Source organism: Actinomadura sp. NPDC048021, assembly GCF_040653135.1.
Taxonomy (GTDB): Bacteria; Actinomycetota; Actinomycetes; order Streptosporangiales; family Streptosporangiaceae; genus Spirillospora; species Spirillospora verrucosospora.
The window spans coordinates 13487-31382 of the sequence record NZ_JBEZJQ010000035.1; the positions used below are offsets into that span (position 1 = coordinate 13487).

The 17896-nt window shown below is 74.5% G+C and carries 18 protein-coding genes; 11 read left to right on the top strand and 7 right to left on the bottom strand.

Features of this window, described 5'->3' with window-relative positions; all coding sequences use genetic code 11:
* Positions 1-73 precede the first annotated feature (73 nt).
* Genes AB0C87_RS38235 through AB0C87_RS38245 form a run of 3 tightly spaced genes read right to left on the bottom strand, consistent with a single transcriptional unit; the run spans position 74 to position 3588 of the window.
* The gene (locus AB0C87_RS38235) at positions 74-1009 is read right to left on the bottom strand and encodes a M56 family metallopeptidase (RefSeq protein ID WP_345182957.1); all 936 of its coding nucleotides are present in this window, start codon (positions 1007-1009) and stop codon (positions 74-76) included.
* A 4-nt stretch (positions 1010-1013) separates the two neighbouring features.
* Positions 1014-1391, bottom strand: a complete 378-nt coding sequence (locus AB0C87_RS38240; RefSeq protein WP_345182956.1) for a BlaI/MecI/CopY family transcriptional regulator — start codon at positions 1389-1391, stop codon at positions 1014-1016.
* Positions 1392-1395: 4 nt separating this feature from the next.
* Complete coding sequence (locus AB0C87_RS38245) at positions 1396-3588, bottom strand: MMPL family transporter (protein ID WP_360581643.1); 2193 nt, start codon at positions 3586-3588, stop codon at positions 1396-1398.
* A 165-nt stretch (positions 3589-3753) separates the two neighbouring features.
* Between AB0C87_RS38245 and AB0C87_RS38250 the strand changes: the two genes are divergently transcribed.
* Together AB0C87_RS38250 and AB0C87_RS38255 are read left to right on the top strand one after the other, a co-directional pair.
* Positions 3754-4977, top strand: a complete 1224-nt coding sequence (locus AB0C87_RS38250) for a sensor histidine kinase (RefSeq protein ID WP_360581644.1) — start codon at positions 3754-3756, stop codon at positions 4975-4977.
* A complete protein-coding gene (locus tag AB0C87_RS38255; protein ID WP_345182952.1) occupies positions 4974-5657 on the top strand; it encodes a response regulator transcription factor in 684 nt (227 codons plus the stop codon). The genes AB0C87_RS38250 and AB0C87_RS38255 overlap by 4 nt, the downstream gene beginning before the upstream one ends.
* A gap of 55 nt (positions 5658-5712) precedes the next feature.
* Here AB0C87_RS38255 and AB0C87_RS38260 read toward each other — a convergent pair whose 3' ends face one another.
* Positions 5713-6306, bottom strand: coding sequence for a TetR family transcriptional regulator (locus tag AB0C87_RS38260; protein ID WP_360581645.1), 594 nt, complete (start codon positions 6304-6306; stop codon positions 5713-5715).
* 103 nt (positions 6307-6409) lie between these two features.
* On the opposite strand from AB0C87_RS38260, the gene AB0C87_RS38265 reads away from it, so the two are divergent.
* The 5 genes from AB0C87_RS38265 to AB0C87_RS38285 all read left to right on the top strand — a co-directional run bounded on the left by AB0C87_RS38265 (position 6410) and on the right by AB0C87_RS38285 (position 10433).
* Positions 6410-6664: a hypothetical protein gene (locus AB0C87_RS38265; protein WP_345182950.1), complete on the top strand. Its 255-nt coding sequence runs from the start codon at positions 6410-6412 to the stop codon at positions 6662-6664.
* 72 nt (positions 6665-6736) lie between these two features.
* Complete coding sequence (locus AB0C87_RS38270) at positions 6737-7348, top strand: hypothetical protein (protein ID WP_345182949.1); 612 nt, start codon at positions 6737-6739, stop codon at positions 7346-7348.
* A 125-nt stretch (positions 7349-7473) separates the two neighbouring features.
* Complete coding sequence (locus AB0C87_RS38275; protein WP_345182947.1) at positions 7474-8559, top strand: ABC transporter substrate-binding protein; 1086 nt, start codon at positions 7474-7476, stop codon at positions 8557-8559.
* Entirely contained in the window at positions 8552-9649 is a 1098-nt protein-coding gene (locus AB0C87_RS38280; RefSeq protein WP_345182946.1) for an iron ABC transporter permease, read from the top strand. The genes AB0C87_RS38275 and AB0C87_RS38280 overlap by 8 nt, the downstream gene beginning before the upstream one ends.
* Complete coding sequence (locus AB0C87_RS38285) at positions 9639-10433, top strand: ABC transporter ATP-binding protein (protein WP_345182945.1); 795 nt, start codon at positions 9639-9641, stop codon at positions 10431-10433. Before AB0C87_RS38280 ends, AB0C87_RS38285 begins: the two co-directional genes overlap by 11 nt.
* Positions 10434-10548: 115 nt before the next feature.
* On the opposite strand, the gene AB0C87_RS38290 is transcribed toward AB0C87_RS38285, so the two are convergent.
* The gene (locus tag AB0C87_RS38290) at positions 10549-11268 is read right to left on the bottom strand and encodes an anti-sigma factor (RefSeq protein WP_360361573.1); all 720 of its coding nucleotides are present in this window, start codon (positions 11266-11268) and stop codon (positions 10549-10551) included.
* Positions 11265-11855 (bottom strand): ECF RNA polymerase sigma factor SigK, encoded by a 591-nt coding sequence (gene sigK, locus AB0C87_RS38295; protein ID WP_345182942.1) that lies wholly within the window; start codon positions 11853-11855, stop codon positions 11265-11267. The genes AB0C87_RS38290 and sigK overlap by 4 nt, the downstream gene beginning before the upstream one ends.
* 99 nt (positions 11856-11954) lie before the next feature.
* Between sigK and AB0C87_RS38300 the strand changes: the two genes are divergently transcribed.
* Together AB0C87_RS38300 and AB0C87_RS38305 are read left to right on the top strand one after the other, a co-directional pair.
* Positions 11955-13496 (top strand): molybdopterin-dependent oxidoreductase, encoded by a 1542-nt coding sequence (locus AB0C87_RS38300; RefSeq protein ID WP_360581646.1) that lies wholly within the window; start codon positions 11955-11957, stop codon positions 13494-13496.
* A 63-nt stretch (positions 13497-13559) separates the two neighbouring features.
* Complete coding sequence (locus AB0C87_RS38305) at positions 13560-14189, top strand: fasciclin domain-containing protein (RefSeq protein WP_360581647.1); 630 nt, start codon at positions 13560-13562, stop codon at positions 14187-14189.
* 146 nt (positions 14190-14335) lie between these two features.
* Here AB0C87_RS38305 and AB0C87_RS38310 read toward each other — a convergent pair whose 3' ends face one another.
* Positions 14336-14722, bottom strand: a complete 387-nt coding sequence (locus AB0C87_RS38310; RefSeq protein WP_353831103.1) for an anti-sigma factor antagonist — start codon at positions 14720-14722, stop codon at positions 14336-14338.
* A gap of 321 nt (positions 14723-15043) precedes the next feature.
* Here AB0C87_RS38310 and AB0C87_RS38315 point away from each other — a divergent pair, with 321 nt between their 5' ends.
* Together AB0C87_RS38315 and AB0C87_RS38320 are read left to right on the top strand one after the other, a co-directional pair.
* The gene (locus AB0C87_RS38315) at positions 15044-16762 is read left to right on the top strand and encodes a PP2C family protein-serine/threonine phosphatase (RefSeq protein WP_345182937.1); all 1719 of its coding nucleotides are present in this window, start codon (positions 15044-15046) and stop codon (positions 16760-16762) included.
* On the top strand, positions 16759-17883 hold the full coding sequence (locus tag AB0C87_RS38320; RefSeq protein WP_360581648.1) for a cobalamin-dependent protein: 1125 nt from the start codon (positions 16759-16761) through the stop codon (positions 17881-17883). The genes AB0C87_RS38315 and AB0C87_RS38320 overlap by 4 nt, the downstream gene beginning before the upstream one ends.
* Positions 17884-17896: the final 13 nt, after the last annotated feature.

The following is a 17896-nucleotide window of genomic DNA, read 5'->3' on the forward strand; positions in this document are numbered from 1 at the left end:
CCTACGGAGCGTAGGAGGTTTACGGTCGGTTCGCCACCGAAGCGGCAGATTTCCCCAAATGCCACATTCCGCCTCAGCAGGCCGCGGCGAGCTCCACGACCGCCGCGGCCCCGGCCAGGAGCGGCGCGGCGACCGCCGCCACCGCGAACAGGCCCGCCGCGAGCCGGACGGCGCGCCGCGGCCTCGCCGGGGCGCCCTCCAGCCGCAGCACCCGCTCCATCAGCGCACCGGCGGCCGGCGTGCCCGCCGCGCCGAGCGCCCCCGCGCCGGCGGGCGCCGCCGAGAGCCGGCACAACGCGTCGACCAGCGGCTTCCTGCCGTGGACGCGGACCGCGGCGTCGTCCGCGGCCATCTCCAGCAGCAGCGGCAGCCGCGCCTTCGCGCGCCGGACGGTCGGCAGCCACGGCAGCATGGCGTGGACCAGGTCCAGGGCCAGCAGGAAGACATGGTGGCGCTGGCGCAGGTGCGCGCGCTCGTGCGCCAGGACGGCCCCGAGCTCCTCGGCGCTGAGCGCTCGCTGGGCCCCGGTGCTGACCACGATCGCGCGGTGCCGGGACGGCAGCGAGTACGCCACGGGCACGGGGTGGTCGAGGACGAGGACGTCCGGATGGCGGCGGTCCTCCCGGGCGACCAGCCGCAGCATCTCCCGGTGCCGCCGGCGGTGGCGCACGGCCCGGCCGAGCCTCGGCAGGCCGCGGGCGAGCACGGCGGCGCAGGCCGCGGCGAGGACGGCGGTCGCGACGGCCGCGGCGGCGGTGGCGAGACGGCCGTGATGGGGCAGGCAGTCGCGCAGCCGGGACAGCAGTCCGTGCCCCGGACCCGGCGGCGCGAGCAGCCCCGCCGCCGCGATCCCCGCCGCGGCGATGAACGTCCCCGCGAGGGCGGCCGTCCAGCAGGCGATGGCCGTCCCCGGGCCGACGGCGGAGCGCCTGAGGAGGTCCAGAACGGGCCCCGCGGCGCATCCCAGCAGGACCACCGAGACGACGAGCCCGACCACCAGCGGGATCACGGGATCACGCGTCCTCGCCGGCGGTCCGCCGCCGCAGGGCGTCCAGGAGGTGCCGGGCGTCCTCCGGCGGGACGCTCTCGGCGAACCTCGCCAGGATGGCGCCGTGGTCGGAGGCCTCGCTCAGGGCGTCCAGCATCAGCTCGACCGCGTACTCCTCCCGCGGCCGCGTGGGGCTGTAGCGGAAGGCCGTGCCCTCCTGCGTACGCCGGAGGAGGCCCTTCTGCGCCAGGCGTTCGGCCACGGTCTGCACGGTGTTGTAGGCCAGTGCCCTGTCCGCGTCCTCGTTCAGCTCGGCCAGCAGCTCACGGACCCGCAGCGGGCGGGGCGCCGCCCAGAGCACGTCCATGATGGAGCGTTCGAGCGATCCTCCGAGTGCGGACACGCGGTCACCTCCGTACCGCCCCCATTGTGCCGGACGTCTCCTGGGGGCCGGCCTCCTGGAGCGGGGTCTCTCCAGCGTGGGCGGGTTCCCGGCGGCCCGGCATCCACCAGTTGGCCCTGCCGCACAGCTCCATCACCGCGGGGACGAGGACCATCCGGACGACGGTGGCGTCGACGAGCACGGCGACGGCCATGCCGAGGCCGATCTGCTTGACCGACACGTCGGGGCCGAGCAGGGACGTCGAGAAGACGGCGATCATGATGGCGGCCGCGGCGGTGATGACCTTGGCGGTGCGCGCCAGCCCGCGGGTGACGGCCGTCCGGGTGTCGCCGGTGCGCTCGTACTCCTCCCGGATCCGCGAGATCAGGAAGACCTCGTAGTCCATGGACAGGCCGAACAGCAGCGGGAACATCATCATCGGCACCCAGGTCGTGATCGGCATGGTGGTGGGGAAGCCGAGGGCCTTCCCGAGCCAGCCCCACTGGACGACCGCGACCAGCACGCCGTAGGCCGCGCCGATCGACAGCAGGTTCATCACCGCGGCCTGCAGCGCGATCGTGACCGACCGGACCAGCGCGACCAGCAGCACGAGCGACAGCGCGACGACGACCGCGATCATCAGGGGCAGGCGGGAGCCGACCTCCTCGGCGATGTCGATCGCGCCGGCGTTCGGGCCGCCGACCTGGACGCCGGCGCCGCCGGGCGCCGCGGGCAGGACGTCGTCGCGCAGCCGGTGCACCAGGTCGGCGGTGGCCTCGTCCTGGGCGCCGCTCTTCGGGAAGGCCATGAACGTGGCCGCGCGCCCGTCCTCGCTGATCCGGGGCGGCGTGACGGAGGCGATGCCCCCGGTCCGTCCGACCGCGTCGACGACGGGGCGCAGATCGGCGTCCGGGGATCCGATCCGCGCGGCGAAGATCAAGGGCGCGCCGTAGCCGGGCCCGAAGCCCTCGGACAGGATCGTGTACGAGGTGTGGCTGCTCCGGTCGTGCGGCTGGACGCTGGCGTCGGGCAGGCTCAGCCGCATCGACAGCACGGGGGCGGCGAGCACGAGCAGGCCCGTCCCGGCGAGGACCGCCGCGACCAGCGGCCTGCGCTGCACCACGCCTGCCCAGCGTTCGGCGGGGGGACGGCGCTCGCCGGGGCGCGGGCGCGGCGCGCGGCGCGGCAGCCGCAGCGAGTCGATCCGGCGGCCGGTGAAGCCGAGGAGCGCGGGCAGCAGGGTCACCGCGGCGATCATCGTGACCAGCACGGTCACCGACGCGGCGACGGCCACGCCCGTCATCAGCCGCTGCCCCATGACGACCAGTCCGAGCAGCGCGATCACCACGGTCGTGCCGGCGAACAGCACGGCGTGCCCGGCGGTGGCGATGGCCGTGGCCGTGGCGCCTTCGGGGTCGTCCCCGTCCCGCAGGGCCTCCCGGTAGCGGGTCACGATGAACAGCGCGTAGTCGATGCCGATGCCGAGGCCGACCAGCACGGCGACGAGCACGGTGAAGTCGGGCGCGGGGACGAGGTGCCCCACCAGCTTGATCAGGGCCATTCCGCCGAGGATGGCCGTCAGCGCCGTCGCGATCGGCAGGCCCATCGCGACCAGCGACCCGAAGGAGATGAACAGGATCACCGCGGCGGTCAGCAGGCCCACGCCTTCGGCCGGGCCCTGCTGGGGCGTCTCGGCCTTCTCCGCCCGCTCGCCGCCCAGCCCGAGGAGCAGGCCGTCGCCGGAGGCGTCCTTGACCGCCTCCACCAGGGGCTTGATGTCGGTCTTCTTGGCCGCCTCCTCGGTCAGCGGGATCGTCGTCCGGGCGATGCGGCGGTCGCGCGTCACCAGGTTCGGGTCCTGGTAGGGGGAGGTCACCGGCCCGGTCACGGGCGAGGCGTCCAGGACGGCGACGACCTTCTCGATCCGCCGCCGGGCGGCGGGGTCGTCGATCCCCCGGTCCGCCTTGATCGCCAGGGTCAGGGTGTCGCCCCGCCGCTCGGGGAAGTGCCTCTCGATCAGCTTCTGCGCCTTGGCCGATCCGGAGTCTCCGCCGGAGAAGTCGTTGTCGGGCGCGGCGCCGAAGCCGAAGCCGGCGAACGCCACGGCGACCACGCCGACGAGCCAGGCCAGGAGCACCAGGCGGCGGCGCCGGTGGCAGAAGCGGGCCAGCGCCGCGAGGGCGCCGTCCGGTCGCGGGTCTGCGGAATGCTCGCTCATGGCGGCGATCGTCGCGCCGGCGGGGCGCCCGCCGCGTCTGCCGGACGACGGCGGCGTCTACGCAGTCGGGCGTACGCCGCTCCGCGGGCCGCTCCACCTGGCGGAGGAGCAGGTCGCGCGCCTGAGCGCAGGAGCGTTCGCGCACCACGACAGTAGGATTCCGGCATGGAACGCCGTACCGGGACGTTCTCCCTGCGCGCGGTGACGCACGACACGCTGCTCGCGCTCCTCGTCACCGTGATGCAGGTTCAGGGAACGCTCGGCCGCATCGCCGCCGAAGGGGCGACGCGGCCGCTCGCCGACCTGGGGAACCTCGGTTACGCGCTGCTGGTCGTGAGCGGGCTGGCCGTGGCCCTGCGCCGGCGGTGGCCGGCGCCGGTCTTCGCGGTCACCGCGCTCGCCAGCCTCGTGTACTACGGGCTCGACTTCCCGGACGGGCCCGGCTGGCTCGCGCTCTTCGTCTCCCTCTACACCCTCGCGGCCTACGGCGACGGACGCCGGTCACTGGTGATCGCCGGTTCGGGGATCGGCGTGCTGGCCGCCGTATGGCTGTACACGGCGCACGACATCGAACCGCGCGCCGCCATCGGCTGGGTGTTCTTCCGCATCGGCGCGTCGGTCATGAGCGCGGCCCTCGGCGAGTCCGTCCGGTCCCGCCGGGTCATCGCGGCCGAGGCCGAGAAGCGCGCGGAACTGGCCGAACGGACCCGCGAGGAGGAGGCCCGGGCGCGCGTGGACGCGGAGCGCCTCCGGATCGCCCGCGAGGTCCACGACACCGTCGCCCATGCGGTGGCCATCATCAACGTGCAGTCCGGGGTCACCGCGCACGTGCTCGACAAGCGTCCGGAGCAGGCGCGCGAAGCGCTGCGGACCATCGAGCAGACCAGCTCGCGGGCGCTGCGGGAGATGCGCGCCGTCCTCGGCGTCCTGCGCGACGACGGCGACGGGCGCGCACCGCAGCCCGGCCTGGAGCAGATCGGCGAGCTCACCGCGAAGGCGCGCGAGGCGGGACTCGACGTCACGCTGGAGGCGTCCCCTCCCGCGACGCCGCTGCCGAGCGCGGTCGGCGGCGCCGCCTACCGGATCCTCCAGGAGTCGGTCACCAATGTGATCCGCCATGTCGGCCCCACCCGCGTGACGGTCGCGCTGACCTCCGGGACCGACGCCCTGGAGATCCGCGTGACCGACGAGGGCCGCCGCACCGGGAACGGCGCCGCGGGCGGCGCGGCCGCCCCGGACGGCCCCGGCCACGGGATCCTGGGCATGCGCGAGCGCTGCCGGCTGCTCGGCGGCGAGCTCGACGCCGGCCCCACTCCGGGCGGCGGGTTCGAGGTGACGGCCCGGCTCCCCCTCGCCCCGACCGGGCCGCTGCGGGAGGCGGCGCCGTGAGCGCGCCGGCCACGGAGCCGATCAGGGTCCTGCTCGCCGACGACGAGGGGCTGGTGCGGTCGGGGTTCAGGCTGCTCATCGACGTCGAGGACGACATCGCCGTGGTCGCGGAGGCGACCGACGGCGCCCGGGCGGTCGAGCTGGCCCAGGCCACCCGCCCCGACGTCGTCCTCATGGACATCCGCATGCCGAGGCTGGACGGCATCCAGGCCACGGCGCGGATCACCGCGACGCGCGGGCTGGAGGACGTCCGGATCCTCATCCTCACCACCTACGACACCGAGGCCTACGTCTTCGAGGCGCTGCAGGCCGGTGCCAGCGGCTTCCTGCTCAAGGACGCCGGACCGGCGGAGCTCCTGCACGCCATCCGGGTGGTCGCCGCCGGCGAGGCCCTGCTCGCGCCGCGCATCACCAGGCGTCTCATCAGCAAGTTCACCGCGTGGCACACGGCGTCCGCGGACGCCCTGGACCGGCTCGCCCCGCTCACCGAGCGCGAGCGGGAGGTGCTGGCCCTGATCGGACGGGGGCTGAGCAACCAGGAGATCGGCGCCGAGCTGTTCATCAGCCCGGCGACCGCGCGCACCCACGTGAGCCGCACGATGACGAAGCTCGGAGCGCGCGACCGCGCCCAGCTGGTCGTCATCGCCTACCGGACGGGCCTGGTCACCCCCGACGCGTGACCGGGAGCCCCCTCGCCCGCCCTCATCTCGGCGACCGCGGTGACCTCCATCGCGGTCAGCCCGCGGGGTCGCCGAGACGGCGGACGATGCGGACGAGTGCGGCGCGCTGGCCGTCCGGGTCGTCGTCGAGGTCGGGCATCAGCATCCGCCGGAGCTGCGGGGTGGCGAACCACCAGCCGGCCAGGACGATGACGGAGTACAGCAGCTCCCGGGCCGCCAGCCGGGCGTCCAGGCGTCCCGCCTCCTGCGCCCGCGCCAGCGCGGCGATCTTCCCGGCGTAGTGGGCGGTCCGCTCGGCCTCGGCCGCCACCGGCTCGCCCTCGGTGGTGTGCAGGCCCTCCCAGTGGAGCAGCCGGACGAAGTGCGGGTGCGCGCGGTGGTAGTCGAAGACCTGCCCGGCGTACTCACCCAGGTCGGAGGCCGCCTTCGCGTCCAGCGGCACGGCCTCGGCCAGGCGCTCCAGTTCCGTGGTCAGCACGATCGCGAACATCTGCCGCTTGTTGCCGAAGTAGGAGTAGATCCGTTCCTTGTTCACCCCGGCCGTCGCGGCGATCCGGTCCATGCGGGCCGCCTCGGGCCCGTGGGCGGCGAACTCGCCGACCGCGGCGTCCAGGATGAGCCGCTTGGTCCTCGCGGTGTCCCATGCCATGCCCGGAGCCTACCGCAGATTCCAACTAGCGAGTTGGAATCTGCGGCCGGGCGTGGTTAACTCCAACTCGCAAGTTGGATTTACCGGACCACCAGGAGACGCCATGCCATCCGTCCGCACCCCCGCCCCCGCCGTCGCGGCCCCCTCGATCCACCTGCGCGCCCTGTTCACCTGGCTGGCCGTGTACCTCATGATCATGGCCACGCAGATGCTGCTGGGCCCCCTGCTCGGATCGCTCTCGCTGCCGCTCCGGACTCTCGTGGTGACCGGCGTGGTCGTGCCCACCGTCGTGTACGCGCTCGTGCCCGCGATCCTGCGCGCCTACGGCGCGCTGCGCCGCCGCGGCTCCCGCGCCTAGCGGCGTGAGGAGGACGACACCCGGCCGAGGTCGCCCGATCCGTCCGTTCCCGTGTGGGAGTATCCCCACCAGATGGGTCCATGGTCGATGGTGCGCTGGGTGCGCGCGGCGGGCTTCGCCGCCGCGTGCGCCGGGCTGGCCGCGCTCGGGCACCTGGCCGGCGGCGGCGGCTTCGACCGGGCGGCGACGCTGGCCGGGTTCCTGCTCGTGCTCGGCCCCGCGCTGGCGCTGACCGGCCGGGAGCGGACCTTCGCGTCGATCGTGCCCGCCACCGCCGCTTCGCAGGTCGTCCTGCACGTCCTGCTCATGCGCGCCGCCGGGCATCCGCTGGTGGCGGCCCGGCCGGACGCCGCCGCCATGGACGGCGGCGCGGAGCCGATGGCCCACGGCGGCGGTCCCGGTCTGGCGATGCTGCTCATGCACGCGGTGAGCGTGCTGGTCACGTCCGCCTGGCTGGAGTGGGGCGAGGCGCGGCTGTGCGCGCTCGTCCGGGTCCTGGCCGGCTGGGTCCTGCGACCGCTGGTGTTCCTGCTCGCGGTCGCGGCCGGACGATCCCCCGGCCTTCCGCGCCCCGTGCCGCGCGGCCGCTCCGATGAGCGGGCTCCGGCCCGGGACGCCCTCCGGTACGCCGTGGCCCGTCGCGGGCCTCCCGGGACGACCACCGCCCTGGGCGCCACCGCGTGAACCACTGATCTCCCACCGCTCTCAGGGCGACGCATGTCGCCGGGCCCGGCACGACGCCGCCCGGATGTCCTCCGCATCCCTCCCGAGGAGCCGCCGACGGCTCCCGCTGGAAAGAGAGCACGCCCATGAACCGTCCCCTCCTTTCGCGTGCCCTCGCGGCGGCGATGTCCGCCGCGCTGGTGGCGGCGCCGGCCGCCGCCTGCGGCGGCTCCCCCGCCGGCCCCGGCCCGGACGCTGCGTCCGCGACCGGACCGGCGCGCAGGACGTCCTATCCCCTGTCGTTCGACAACTGCGGGACCAGGGTCGCCTTCGCGCGGCCGCCGCGGCGGGTGCTGATCCTCAACGGCACCTCGGTCGGCGAGGTGGAGAGCTTCCTGATGCTCGGCCTGGAGAAGAGCGTCCTCGCCAACGCCCAGACCTACGGCGTGTCCGACGACCCGTCCATGATCGGCCGGATCCGGGCGCTGCCGACCGGCGGGCTGACGATGAACAGGAACTTCGACGTCCCCGCCGAGCAGGTGCTGAGGCTCAAGCCCGACCTCGTGGTCTCCACCTGGTCGGGAGGCTTCGACGCCAAGCGCGGATTCGCCACCCGGGAGCAGCTGGCCGCCGCGGGGATCCCGTCGCTGGTCAACCCGGTCAACTGCGCCAACGGCAAGCCGGACGCCACCGAGGCGGAGAAGCGGGCGTACCGGGCGCAGTCGATCAACTCCTCGCTGGAGTTCCTGGCGCTGCTCGGCCGGATCTTCGACGTCCAGCAGCGCGCCCTGACGGTGATCTCCGGGCTGCGGGCCCGTGTCGAGGCCGTGCGCGCGCGGACGGCCGGCCGGCCCGCCAAGAGGGTCGTCATCGCCTACCCGGGCATGTCCATGATGAACGCCAACGGCCTGCCCGCCGTGATGACCGGAGGCGTCTACGACGACGTCATCCGGGCGGCCGGAGGGGTCAACGCGTTCTCCGGGCGCGGTGAGGACGCCACCCGCACCCTCAACAAGGAGCAACTCGCCACCGCGCGGGTGGACGTCCTGGTGGTCGGGCTGTTCACCCCGGAGGAGAAGGGCGACGCCGAGGCCGCGAAGCTGTTCGCCGCCTACCCGCAGTGGAACGCCTCCAAGACCCGGACGTACACGGTCGTCTCCGACAGCGTCTACCTCGGCCCCCTCAACGCCCTGGGCGTCGAGAAGATCGCCAAGGTGATCGGCGATGCCTGACATCCTCACCCGCGAGGCTCCGGCCCGGGCGCGCGGGCCGCATCTCGTCTCCGGCGCCGGCACCGGCGTCCTGCTGGCCGCGCTCGGCGCCGCCCTGGTCGCGTCCATGGTGCTCGGCATCTCGGTGGGCTCGGTGAACCTTCCGTTCGGGACGGTGTGGAGCGTTCTGTGGGCCCACCTGTCCGGGCGCGGCGACAGCGCCGACCCGCTGCTCGGCCAGGTCGTCTGGGACATCCGCACGCCCCGCGTGCTGCTGGCGGCGCTGTCGGGCGCCGGCCTGTCCGTCGCGGGCGCGGCGCTCCAGGCCCTGGTCCGCAACCCGCTCGCCGACCCCTACGTCCTCGGCGTCTCCTCCGCGGCCTCCCTCGGGGCCGTGCTCGTGCCCGCGCTCGGCGGCACCGCCCTCGGCGGCGCGACCGGCGCGCTGGGCGTGACCGGCGCCGCCTTCGCCGCCGCCCTGCTGTCGGCGCTGCTGGTGTACGCGCTGGCGCAGCGGGCGGGACGGCTGCTCGACTCGTGGCTGGTCCTGACCGGCGTCGCCGTCGGGTACCTGTGCACCGCCGCGACGACGTTCGTCCAGCTCCAGCTCAACCCGACCGAACTGCAGGGGATGATGTTCTGGCTGATGGGCAGCGTGGCCGGCGCCACCTGGACCGACCTCGGCCTCCCCGCCGCGCTGATCGCGGCCTGCCTGGCCTGCCTGATGCTCCGGGCCCGGCCGCTCAACGCGCTCCTGGCCGGGGAGGACGCCGCGACGGGGATGGGCGTCCCGGTCGCGGCGCTGCGCGTCACGCTGCTGCTGATCGGCTCGCTGCTCGCCGCCACGGTGGTGAGCGTCGTGGGCGGCATCGGGTTCGTCGGCCTGATGGTCCCGCACATGGCCCGGTTCGCGGTCGGTTCCGACCACCGCCGCGTCCTGCCCGTGGCGCTGCTGGGCGGTGCGGTGTTCATGGTGCTGGTGGATCTGGCCGCCCGGATCGCCGACCGTCCCAACGAGCTGCCGGTCGGGGTCTTCACCACGGGGCTCGGGGTCCCCTTCTTCCTGTTCCTGCTGCGCCGCCGCGCCACCGGAGGCACCCATGCGCCTTGATCTGGAAGGGGTGAGCGTCCGGATCGACGCCCGTCCCATCGTCACCGGCGTGTGCCTGAGCGCGGGGCCGGGCGAGTTCGTGGCGCTGGTCGGCCCGAACGGCAGCGGCAAGTCCACCCTGCTCAGGACGGTGTACCGGTCGCTGCGCCCGTCCGGGGGCGTCGTCCGTCTCGGCGGCGAGGACCTGTGGCGGATGTCGCCCCGGCGGGCCGCGCGGCGCCGTGCCGTCCTGCCGCAGCACGGCGGGGCCGGGGGCGACTTCTCCGTCGCGGAGGCCGTCGCCGTCGGCCGGACCGCCCACCAGGGGCCCCTCGACCGCGAGACCCGCGCCGACCGCGCGGCGATCACGGACGCGCTGAGGCGGGTCGGCATGGACCGGGCCGCCGACCGGCTCGTGTCGACCCTCTCCGGAGGAGAACGGCAGCGCGTGCTGCTGGCCAGGGCCCTCGCGCAGGAGGCCCCGCTGCTGATCCTGGACGAGCCCACCAACCATCTCGACGCCGGCGCGCAGTTCGCCCTGCTCGACCTGATCCGCTCACTCGGGCTCACCCTGCTGGCGGCCCTCCACGACCTGGACCATGCCGCCGCCTACGCCGACCAGGTCGTCGTCCTGCGCGACGGCGCGGTCGCCGGGCACGGTCCGCCCCTCCAGGTGCTGACACCCGAGTTCATTCAGGACGTCTTCGGAGTGCGCGCCCACATCGGCCCGCACCCCATCACGGGCCGTCCCCACATCGCCCTGGCCTCGCCCGGGCCCGTGGAGGTGAGCGACGCGGGCGCGTGACGTCACGGCCGGCGGGGTCGCACGGCCGAGTCGGCAGGCCGGCGCGGCGCCGGCCGAGGGTGGAAGGCCCGCCGCCGGAGGTCGTCTCGTCCGGCGGCGGGCCGGTCCCGGGCCCTCAGCCGACGGCGAGGGTCAGGATCGGGGCGCCGCTCGGCCGGGCCGAGCCGCCGGCGGGCTCGACCGTCACGCCGATGCGCCGGGCGCCGCCGAGTCCGGTGGCGATCACAGGGCGGTCCGACTCCGCCGGGTTCATCGTCCCGGCCGAGCGCGGAGCGGCCGGGCCGAGCCACCACATCTGGTACGTCCTGGCCGACGGCAGGGGCGGCATCCGGTTCGTGGTGACGACGGCCTTGCCGAGCGAGCGCGACGAGACGACCGTGACGGTGGCGGCGTCCGGCGTCCGGACGGTGGATGTACGCGCGTCCGGCGCGCTCATCACCGCGGCGACCTGCCGGTTCAGGGACTGCTCGCGTTCCGCGGACCGCTGGACCCGCCATGCCGCGCCGGCGCCCGCCAGCGCCAACACCAGCACCAGGCAGGCCGCGGCGGCCAGCCAGACCGGCCCGCGCGCCCGGGGGGACGGCAGGCGCCGGGCGAGCGGCGGCGACTGCCGGGTCCGGGCGATCTCCGCCATGACCCGTCCGCGCAGCTCGTCCGGCGGGCGGCGCGCGGCCGCCAGCGCCAGCCGGGCCGCGGTCTCGCGGAATCCGGCGGCCTCGTCGGCGCAGGCCGCGCAGCCCCGCAGGTGGCGCTCGAACCGGCGCCGCTCGGTGTCGGTGAGGGCGTCCAGCGCGTAGGCGCCGGCGAGGCGGTGCGTGTCGAGGTCGTGGGTCATGGCTGCACTCCCAGGCAGTCACGCAACCGGATGAGTCCGTCGCGCATCCGGGTCTTGACGGCGGCGAGGCCGACGCCGAGCAGTTCGGAGACCTCGCGGTAGGTGTAGCCGCCGTAGTAGGCGAGCGTGATCGACTCACGCTGGGTCCCCGTCAGGCCCCGCATGCAGCGGCGCACCTGCTGGTGCTCCAGCCGGACCCCGACCTCCTCGGCGACCTCGTCGTACTCGCGCGCCGGCGCACCGGCGCGCTCCTCGCGGTCCCGGTCGGCCTGGCTGGAGCGGACCCGGTCGACGGCGCGGCGGTGCGCCACGGTCAGCGCCCACGACGTCGCGCTGCCGCGTTCCGGACGGTAGTGCGAGGCCTTGCGCCACAGCTCGACCAGCACGTCCTGGGCGATCTCCTCCGCCTGCGCGGGATCGCGGACGACCCGCAGCGCCAGCCCGTAGACGGGCCCGGACAGGCGTTCGTACACGTCACCGAACGCTTCCCGGTCGCCGCGGGCGACGCGGCCGAGCAGCTCGGCCAGGTCCGGCGGCTCCACGCCGACCGCCCCTGCCGGGCGCGGTCCGATGCCCGCTTCGCTCATCTCCACACTGATGATTCGATGCGGACGGCCTGCCGGATGGGTCCGGATCCCGAAAAAATCGCGACCCATCCACCTGCCGTCCGGCCCCGAACACCGGTCGTGACAGACGAACGAGCGACCGGGCCCCTGCGGTGGGCCACCGCCGGGCTGAGCGGCCTGGCGGCCGCCGCGGCCGCGATGGGCGTCGCGGAGCTGACGGCCGGCGCGCTCGGACGGGTGTCGTCCTCGCCGCTGCTCGCGGTCGGCGCGGGCTTCGTCGACCTCACCCCGGGGTGGCTCAAGGACTTCGCGATCCGCCGTTTCGGCGACGACGACAAGACGGTCCTGCTGGTCGGGCTCGGCATCGGAGTCGTCGCGGCGGCCCTGGCCATCGGGGCGCTGAGCCGGCGCCGGCTCGCGTGGGGCCTGATCGGGCTCGGCGCGTTCGGGGCCGTCGGGGCCGTCGCGGCGCTGACCCGGCCGGTCGCCGGGCCCGCCGACGCGGCGCCGTCCGCCGTCGGCGCGCTGGCGGGCATGGCCGCGCTGACCGCGCTGGTCCGCGCCGCCCGCCCCGAGGACACCGGCCCCGGAACGGAGGTGGATCGGCGGCGCGTGCTGCTGACCGGGGCCGGAGTGATCGGCGTCGCCGCGGCCGGCGGTGCTTGTGGGCGGGCACTGCTGCGCCGCGGCGACGTCACCTCCGTCCGGGCCGGCCTGCGGCTGCCGCGTCCGGCGAGCGCGGCGCGTCCGGTGCCCCCGGGCGCGCAGGTGCGGGCGGCGGGGATGACGCCGTTCCACACGGCCGTCCGGGACTTCTACCGCGTCGACACCGCGCTCACCCTGCCCCAGGTCGACCCGCGCGACTGGACGCTGCGCATCCACGGCATGGTCGGCCGCCCCGTCGAGATGTCGTTCGACGACCTGCTGCGTGAGGCGCTGATCGAACGCGACATCACCCTGGCGTGCGTCTCCAACCAGGTCGGCGGCGACCTCGCGGGCAACGCGCGCTGGCTGGGCGCCCCGCTCGCGCCGCTGCTGCGCAGGGCGGGGATCCACTCCGGCGCCGACCAGATCCTGTCCCGCTCGGCCGACGGCATGACGCTGTCCACCCCGATCGAGACGATCCTCGACGGCCGGGACGCGATGCTCGCCGTCGGCATGAACGGCGAGCCGCTGCCGATCGCCCACGGCTTCCCCGCGCGCATGGTCGTCCCGGGACTCTACGGCTACGTCTCGGCCACCAAGTGGGTGGTCGACCTCAAGGTCACGCGCTTCGCGACCGACCGCGCGTACTGGACGGAGCGCGGCTACGCCGAGAACGCGCCGGTCAAGACGTTCTCCCGGATCGACGTGCCGAGGCCGCTCGCCGCCGTGAAGGCGGGACGCGTCGCCGTCGCGGGCACCGCGTGGGCGCAGCACCGCGGCGTCGACGCCGTCGAATGGCAGGTCGACGACGGTCCCTGGCGGGAGGCGCGGCTCGCGCCCGTCCCCGGCCTGGACACATGGCGGCAGTGGGTCGCCGACTGGGACGCCGCTCCCGGCTCCCACACGCTCCGCTGCCGCGCCACCGACGGGACCGGCCGCACGCAGCCCGGGCACCGCGCCCCGCCGTCCCCGGACGGCGCCACCGGATGGCATTCGGTGGTGGTCACCGTGACCTGAGCCCGTCCGCATCCGAGCCAGTGAAAGTCACCGACGAGAAGTCACCGACAAGAGGAGTTCCCCATGTACCGCAACCGCATCGTCGCCGGCGTCCTCGCGGCGACCGCCCTCGCCACCGGCGCGGCGGCCTGCTCCGGCGACGACAAGGGCGACGCCGCCGCCGCTCCGGCCGGATCGTCCGCGCCGGCCGCCTCGCCGAGCGGCGCGCCGTCCGCCGGCGGGCCGTTCGGGCCCGCGTGCTCGGCCGTCCCGGCGTCCGGCAAGGGCAGCTTCCAGGGCATGGCCGCCGACCCCGTCGCGACCGCCGCGTCCAACAACCCGGTGCTGTCCACGCTGGTCGGCGCCGTGAAGAAGGCCGGCCTGGTGGACACGCTCAACTCGTCGAAGAACATCACCGTGTTCGCGCCCACCAACGACGCGTTCAAGAAGATTCCGAAGGAGACGCTCGACAAGGTCCTGTCGGACAAGAAGACGCTGACGGGCATCCTCACCTACCACGTGGTCGGCCAGCAGGTCGCGCCGGGCGGGCTGGGGGCGGGCGACTTCAAGACGCTGAACGGCGCCATGCTCAAGAGCAGCGGCTCGGGCGACTCCTACACCGTCGGCGACGACGCCAAGGTCGTCTGCGGCAACGTCCAGACCGCCAACGCGACCGTCTACATCATCGACAGCGTCCTGATGCCGCCCAAGTGATCCCCCGGCCGCAGAGCCCCCGGGCATTGCCCGGGGGCTCTGCCATGCCAGGCGCGGGCAGCGCCTTTACAGACGGGTTTCGGTGCCCGGACCGACAGGGATATATCTCGGTCGAGATATGCGGCGCGCTCGCCGGCCGGCTCCTTTCAGGAGGCGTCCTGGCGCGCGTTGGGCACCAGCGGCGAGGGCCGCGCGCCGCCCTGACCGTCGACGATCCTGGCCAGCGCGTGCCGCAGCGTCGGGCTGATCAGCATGTGCGCGTCGAGGCCCGTGCGTTGCAGGATCCGCTGGCACACCGGGCTCGGGCGGCTGAGGACCAGCCGGCCCTGCCGGGCCGTGACGGTCTTCCACACGCCCACCAGCGCCCCCAGGCCGGAGGAATCGCAGAACCTCACGTCCTGGAGGTCCAGGACGATCCGCCCCACACCCTCCGAGTGAGAAAGGACATGTTCCCGGAAGGCATCGGCCGTCAGGTAATCGATTTCACCTTCCACGCTGAAGAGAATGCAGGTGTCGCGGTTCTCGACGCGCATTCGGAGTCGGTCTTGAGAGTCGTGCCACAGCCGAAGCGACGTATCATTTCCGTCGTGCACCGCGTCCATCACCAGACTCAACCTCCCGTTGGGCCGAGGCTACCCCGTAACGCGGAGAGCATTCATGAGGCGCCGGTCACGGGCCTCCGATCATGCCGCTGAGCTGGTCGTCCTCCCGCCGGACAGGGTCCGCGGACAAGATGGAACGAATCTTTGCCTTCCGGCAACTGTCTTGTTGCGGTTAGGGTGGTGGCGAGGACAAGATCCTCGTTTGGCGGCTCAGCTGAGGAAGGAAGTGGTCCCGCCGCAGGCTGCGACGTGATGGAACTGACTCAAGGCATCGACGGCACTCGGCGCGTTCTCGACCCCGCGCTGGGGCCCGGCCCGTACCCCGCGCTCGCGGTGAATCCGAGCGGTACCGTCACGCGGCTCAACGACGCGGCGCGCCTGCTGCTCGGCATGATCCCGGGCGCCGTCCTGGACGACGCGGCACCGGCCTGGCTGGCCGAGGCCCACCACGCACTGGCCATCGATCCCCTCCCCGAGATGACCGCGGCCGAACTGTCGCACCCCGGCGCCCCTCGGCCGGTCGCGCACGGTCCGATCGGCGACCGCGCCTACGAGGCCCACGGCGTGCCCGACGAGGTCCACGACGATCCCGGCACTCCGCCGGGCCCCCCGGCCGGGACGGTCTGGTGGCTGTTCGACGTCACCGAGCACCGGCGCCTGGAACGGGAACTCGCCGACGAGCGCGAACGCACCGCCTTCCTGGCGGAGGCGTCCGGCCAGTTGCTGGCGTCGCTGAACCTGGAACGCTGCATGGAGGTGACGGTCCAGCTGGCGGCGCGGCACCTCGCCGACGCCGCGCTGGTGATCGCGCCCGCTTCCGGACGCGCCTACCCCGTCTCCTACTGCGGCCCCGACGGCCAGGTGGACCATCAGGAGCTCGTGGTGGACCCCTCGGAGGTCCCGGGCCTCGCGGAGGCGATGCAGGGCTTCCCGCCGATGCCGTCCCGCTGGCTCGACCCGATGGGCGCGCCTCCCTGGATCCTCCGCGCCGACCTCGGCGGTCTCGGCGCGATGGTGGTGACCGCGCTTCCGGGGCACGGTGTGCCCGCGGGGGCGCTGGTGCTGCTCCGGCGCGGCGGGCAGCGCGCCTTCTCCGAGGGCGAGGAGTTGATCGCGCGCCTGTTCGCGGCCCGCGCCGGCGCGGCGATGTCGGCCGCCCGCGTGTACGCCGAGCAGGCGTCCATCACCGAGACGCTGATGCGCGAGCTGCTGCCGCCGCGCACCCAGCACCTCGACGAGGTGGAGCTGGCGGCCCGCTACCGGCCGTCCGGCGCCGGAGAGCGCGTCGGAGGGGACTTCTACGACCTGCACCCGGCGGCCGAGAGCTCCGACGCGGAGCAGGAGTCGATGGTCGTGCTGGGCGACGTGTGCGGCAAGGGCCTGGAGGCCGCCGTGCTCACCGGCAAGATCCGCAACACGCTGCAGGCGCTGCTCCCGCTGGCCGACGACCACAGGCGCGTGCTGGAGCTGCTGAACGGGACGCTGCTGAGCAGCGAGTCCACCCGCTTCGTGACCCTCGTGCTGGCCTCGATCCGGCGGGAGGGCAGTCACGTGCGGCTGCGCCTCACGAGCGCGGGCCACACCCGCCCGCTGATCGTGCGGGCCGGCGGCCAGGTCGAGACCCCCGACACCGGCGGGTCGCTGATCGGCGTGCTGGACAAGATCTCCTCCAGGTCCGCCACCGTGCTGCTGGAGCCGGGCGACACGTGCCTGCTCTACACCGACGGCATCACCGAGGCCTTCGGCGGCCCGCTGGGCGACGAGATGTTCGGCGACGAGCGACTGCGCGCCGAGCTCGCCCGCTGCGGCGGCATGCCCCCGGAGGCCCTCGTGGAACGGGTGCACATGCTCGCCGCGGAATGGGTGGGCGGCGGCAAGCACGACGACATGGCCGTGGTCGCCATCACCGCTCCCCGGCGCTTCCACCTGAGCGCCGTAGGAGGGCAGGGCCCGGGGAGGTTCACCGCGTGACCGCGACCGCACGGACTCCCGCGGCTCCCCCCGGATCCGACGGGTGGGCGGACGGACTCTGGGACGCCGTCATCGCCGGCGACGAGTACGCCGCCGCCGACGCCGTCACGACCGCGCTCGACCGGGGAACGGACGCCGAGACCATCCTCCTGGAGATCATCGCGCCGCTCCAGGCCCGGGTGGGCAGGGAGTGGGCGGCGAACCGACTCACCGTCGCCCAGGAGCACACCGCGACGGCGATCAACGAGCGGACGATCGCGGCGCTGGCGCACCATCCGGCCGTCCGCGAGTCGCCGGCGCGCCGCGGCGAGGGGTCGCGCGGCCGGGTGGCGGTCGCGTGCATCGACGGCGAGTGGCACGCGCTGCCCGCGCGGATCCTGGCCGAGGTGCTGCGGCTGCGCGGCTGGCGGGTCGACTACCTCGGCGCCCAGGTGCCGACCGCGCATCTGATCGCCCACGTGCACCGGACGAACCCGGCCGTGGTGGCGCTGTCGTCCTCGATCGCCACGCGGCTGCCGTCCGCGCACGCCGCCATCACCGCGTGCCAGGCGACCGGCACCCCCGTCCTGGTGGGCGGCGCCGCGTACGGGCCGGACGGCCGGTACGCCGCACTGCTCGGCGCCGACGGCTGGGCCGCCGACGCCCGCTCCGCGGCCGACCGGCTGGCGGAGGGGCCGCTGCGCAAGCCGCCGCCCGTCCACCAGGTCATCGACGACCTGCCGCACCTGGCCGACCAGGAGTACACGCAGATCAGCCGGACCGCGCGCGGGCTCGTGCGGCACGTGATGACCGAGCTGCCGAAACGCTTCCCGGCGATGGCGGACTACACCGACCAGCAGCTCCGCCACACCGCCGAGGACATCGCCCACATCGTCGACTTCCTCGGCACCGCCCTCTACGTGGACGACCCGGACCTGTTCACCGGCTTCATCGGCTGGACGGCGGGCATCCTCTCCGCGCGCGGCGTGCCCGCCCGGAGCCTCCTGCCGGGTCTGGAGCTGCTGGCCGAGCAGCTCGTCGACTACCCCCGGGCCGCCGACCTGCTCTCCCGCGCCTGCAACACCCTCCAGCACCCCCCGCCGACCACCGACGATGCCGCCGCCGAAGGAAGGAATGCTTGACTTCCTCCTCTGC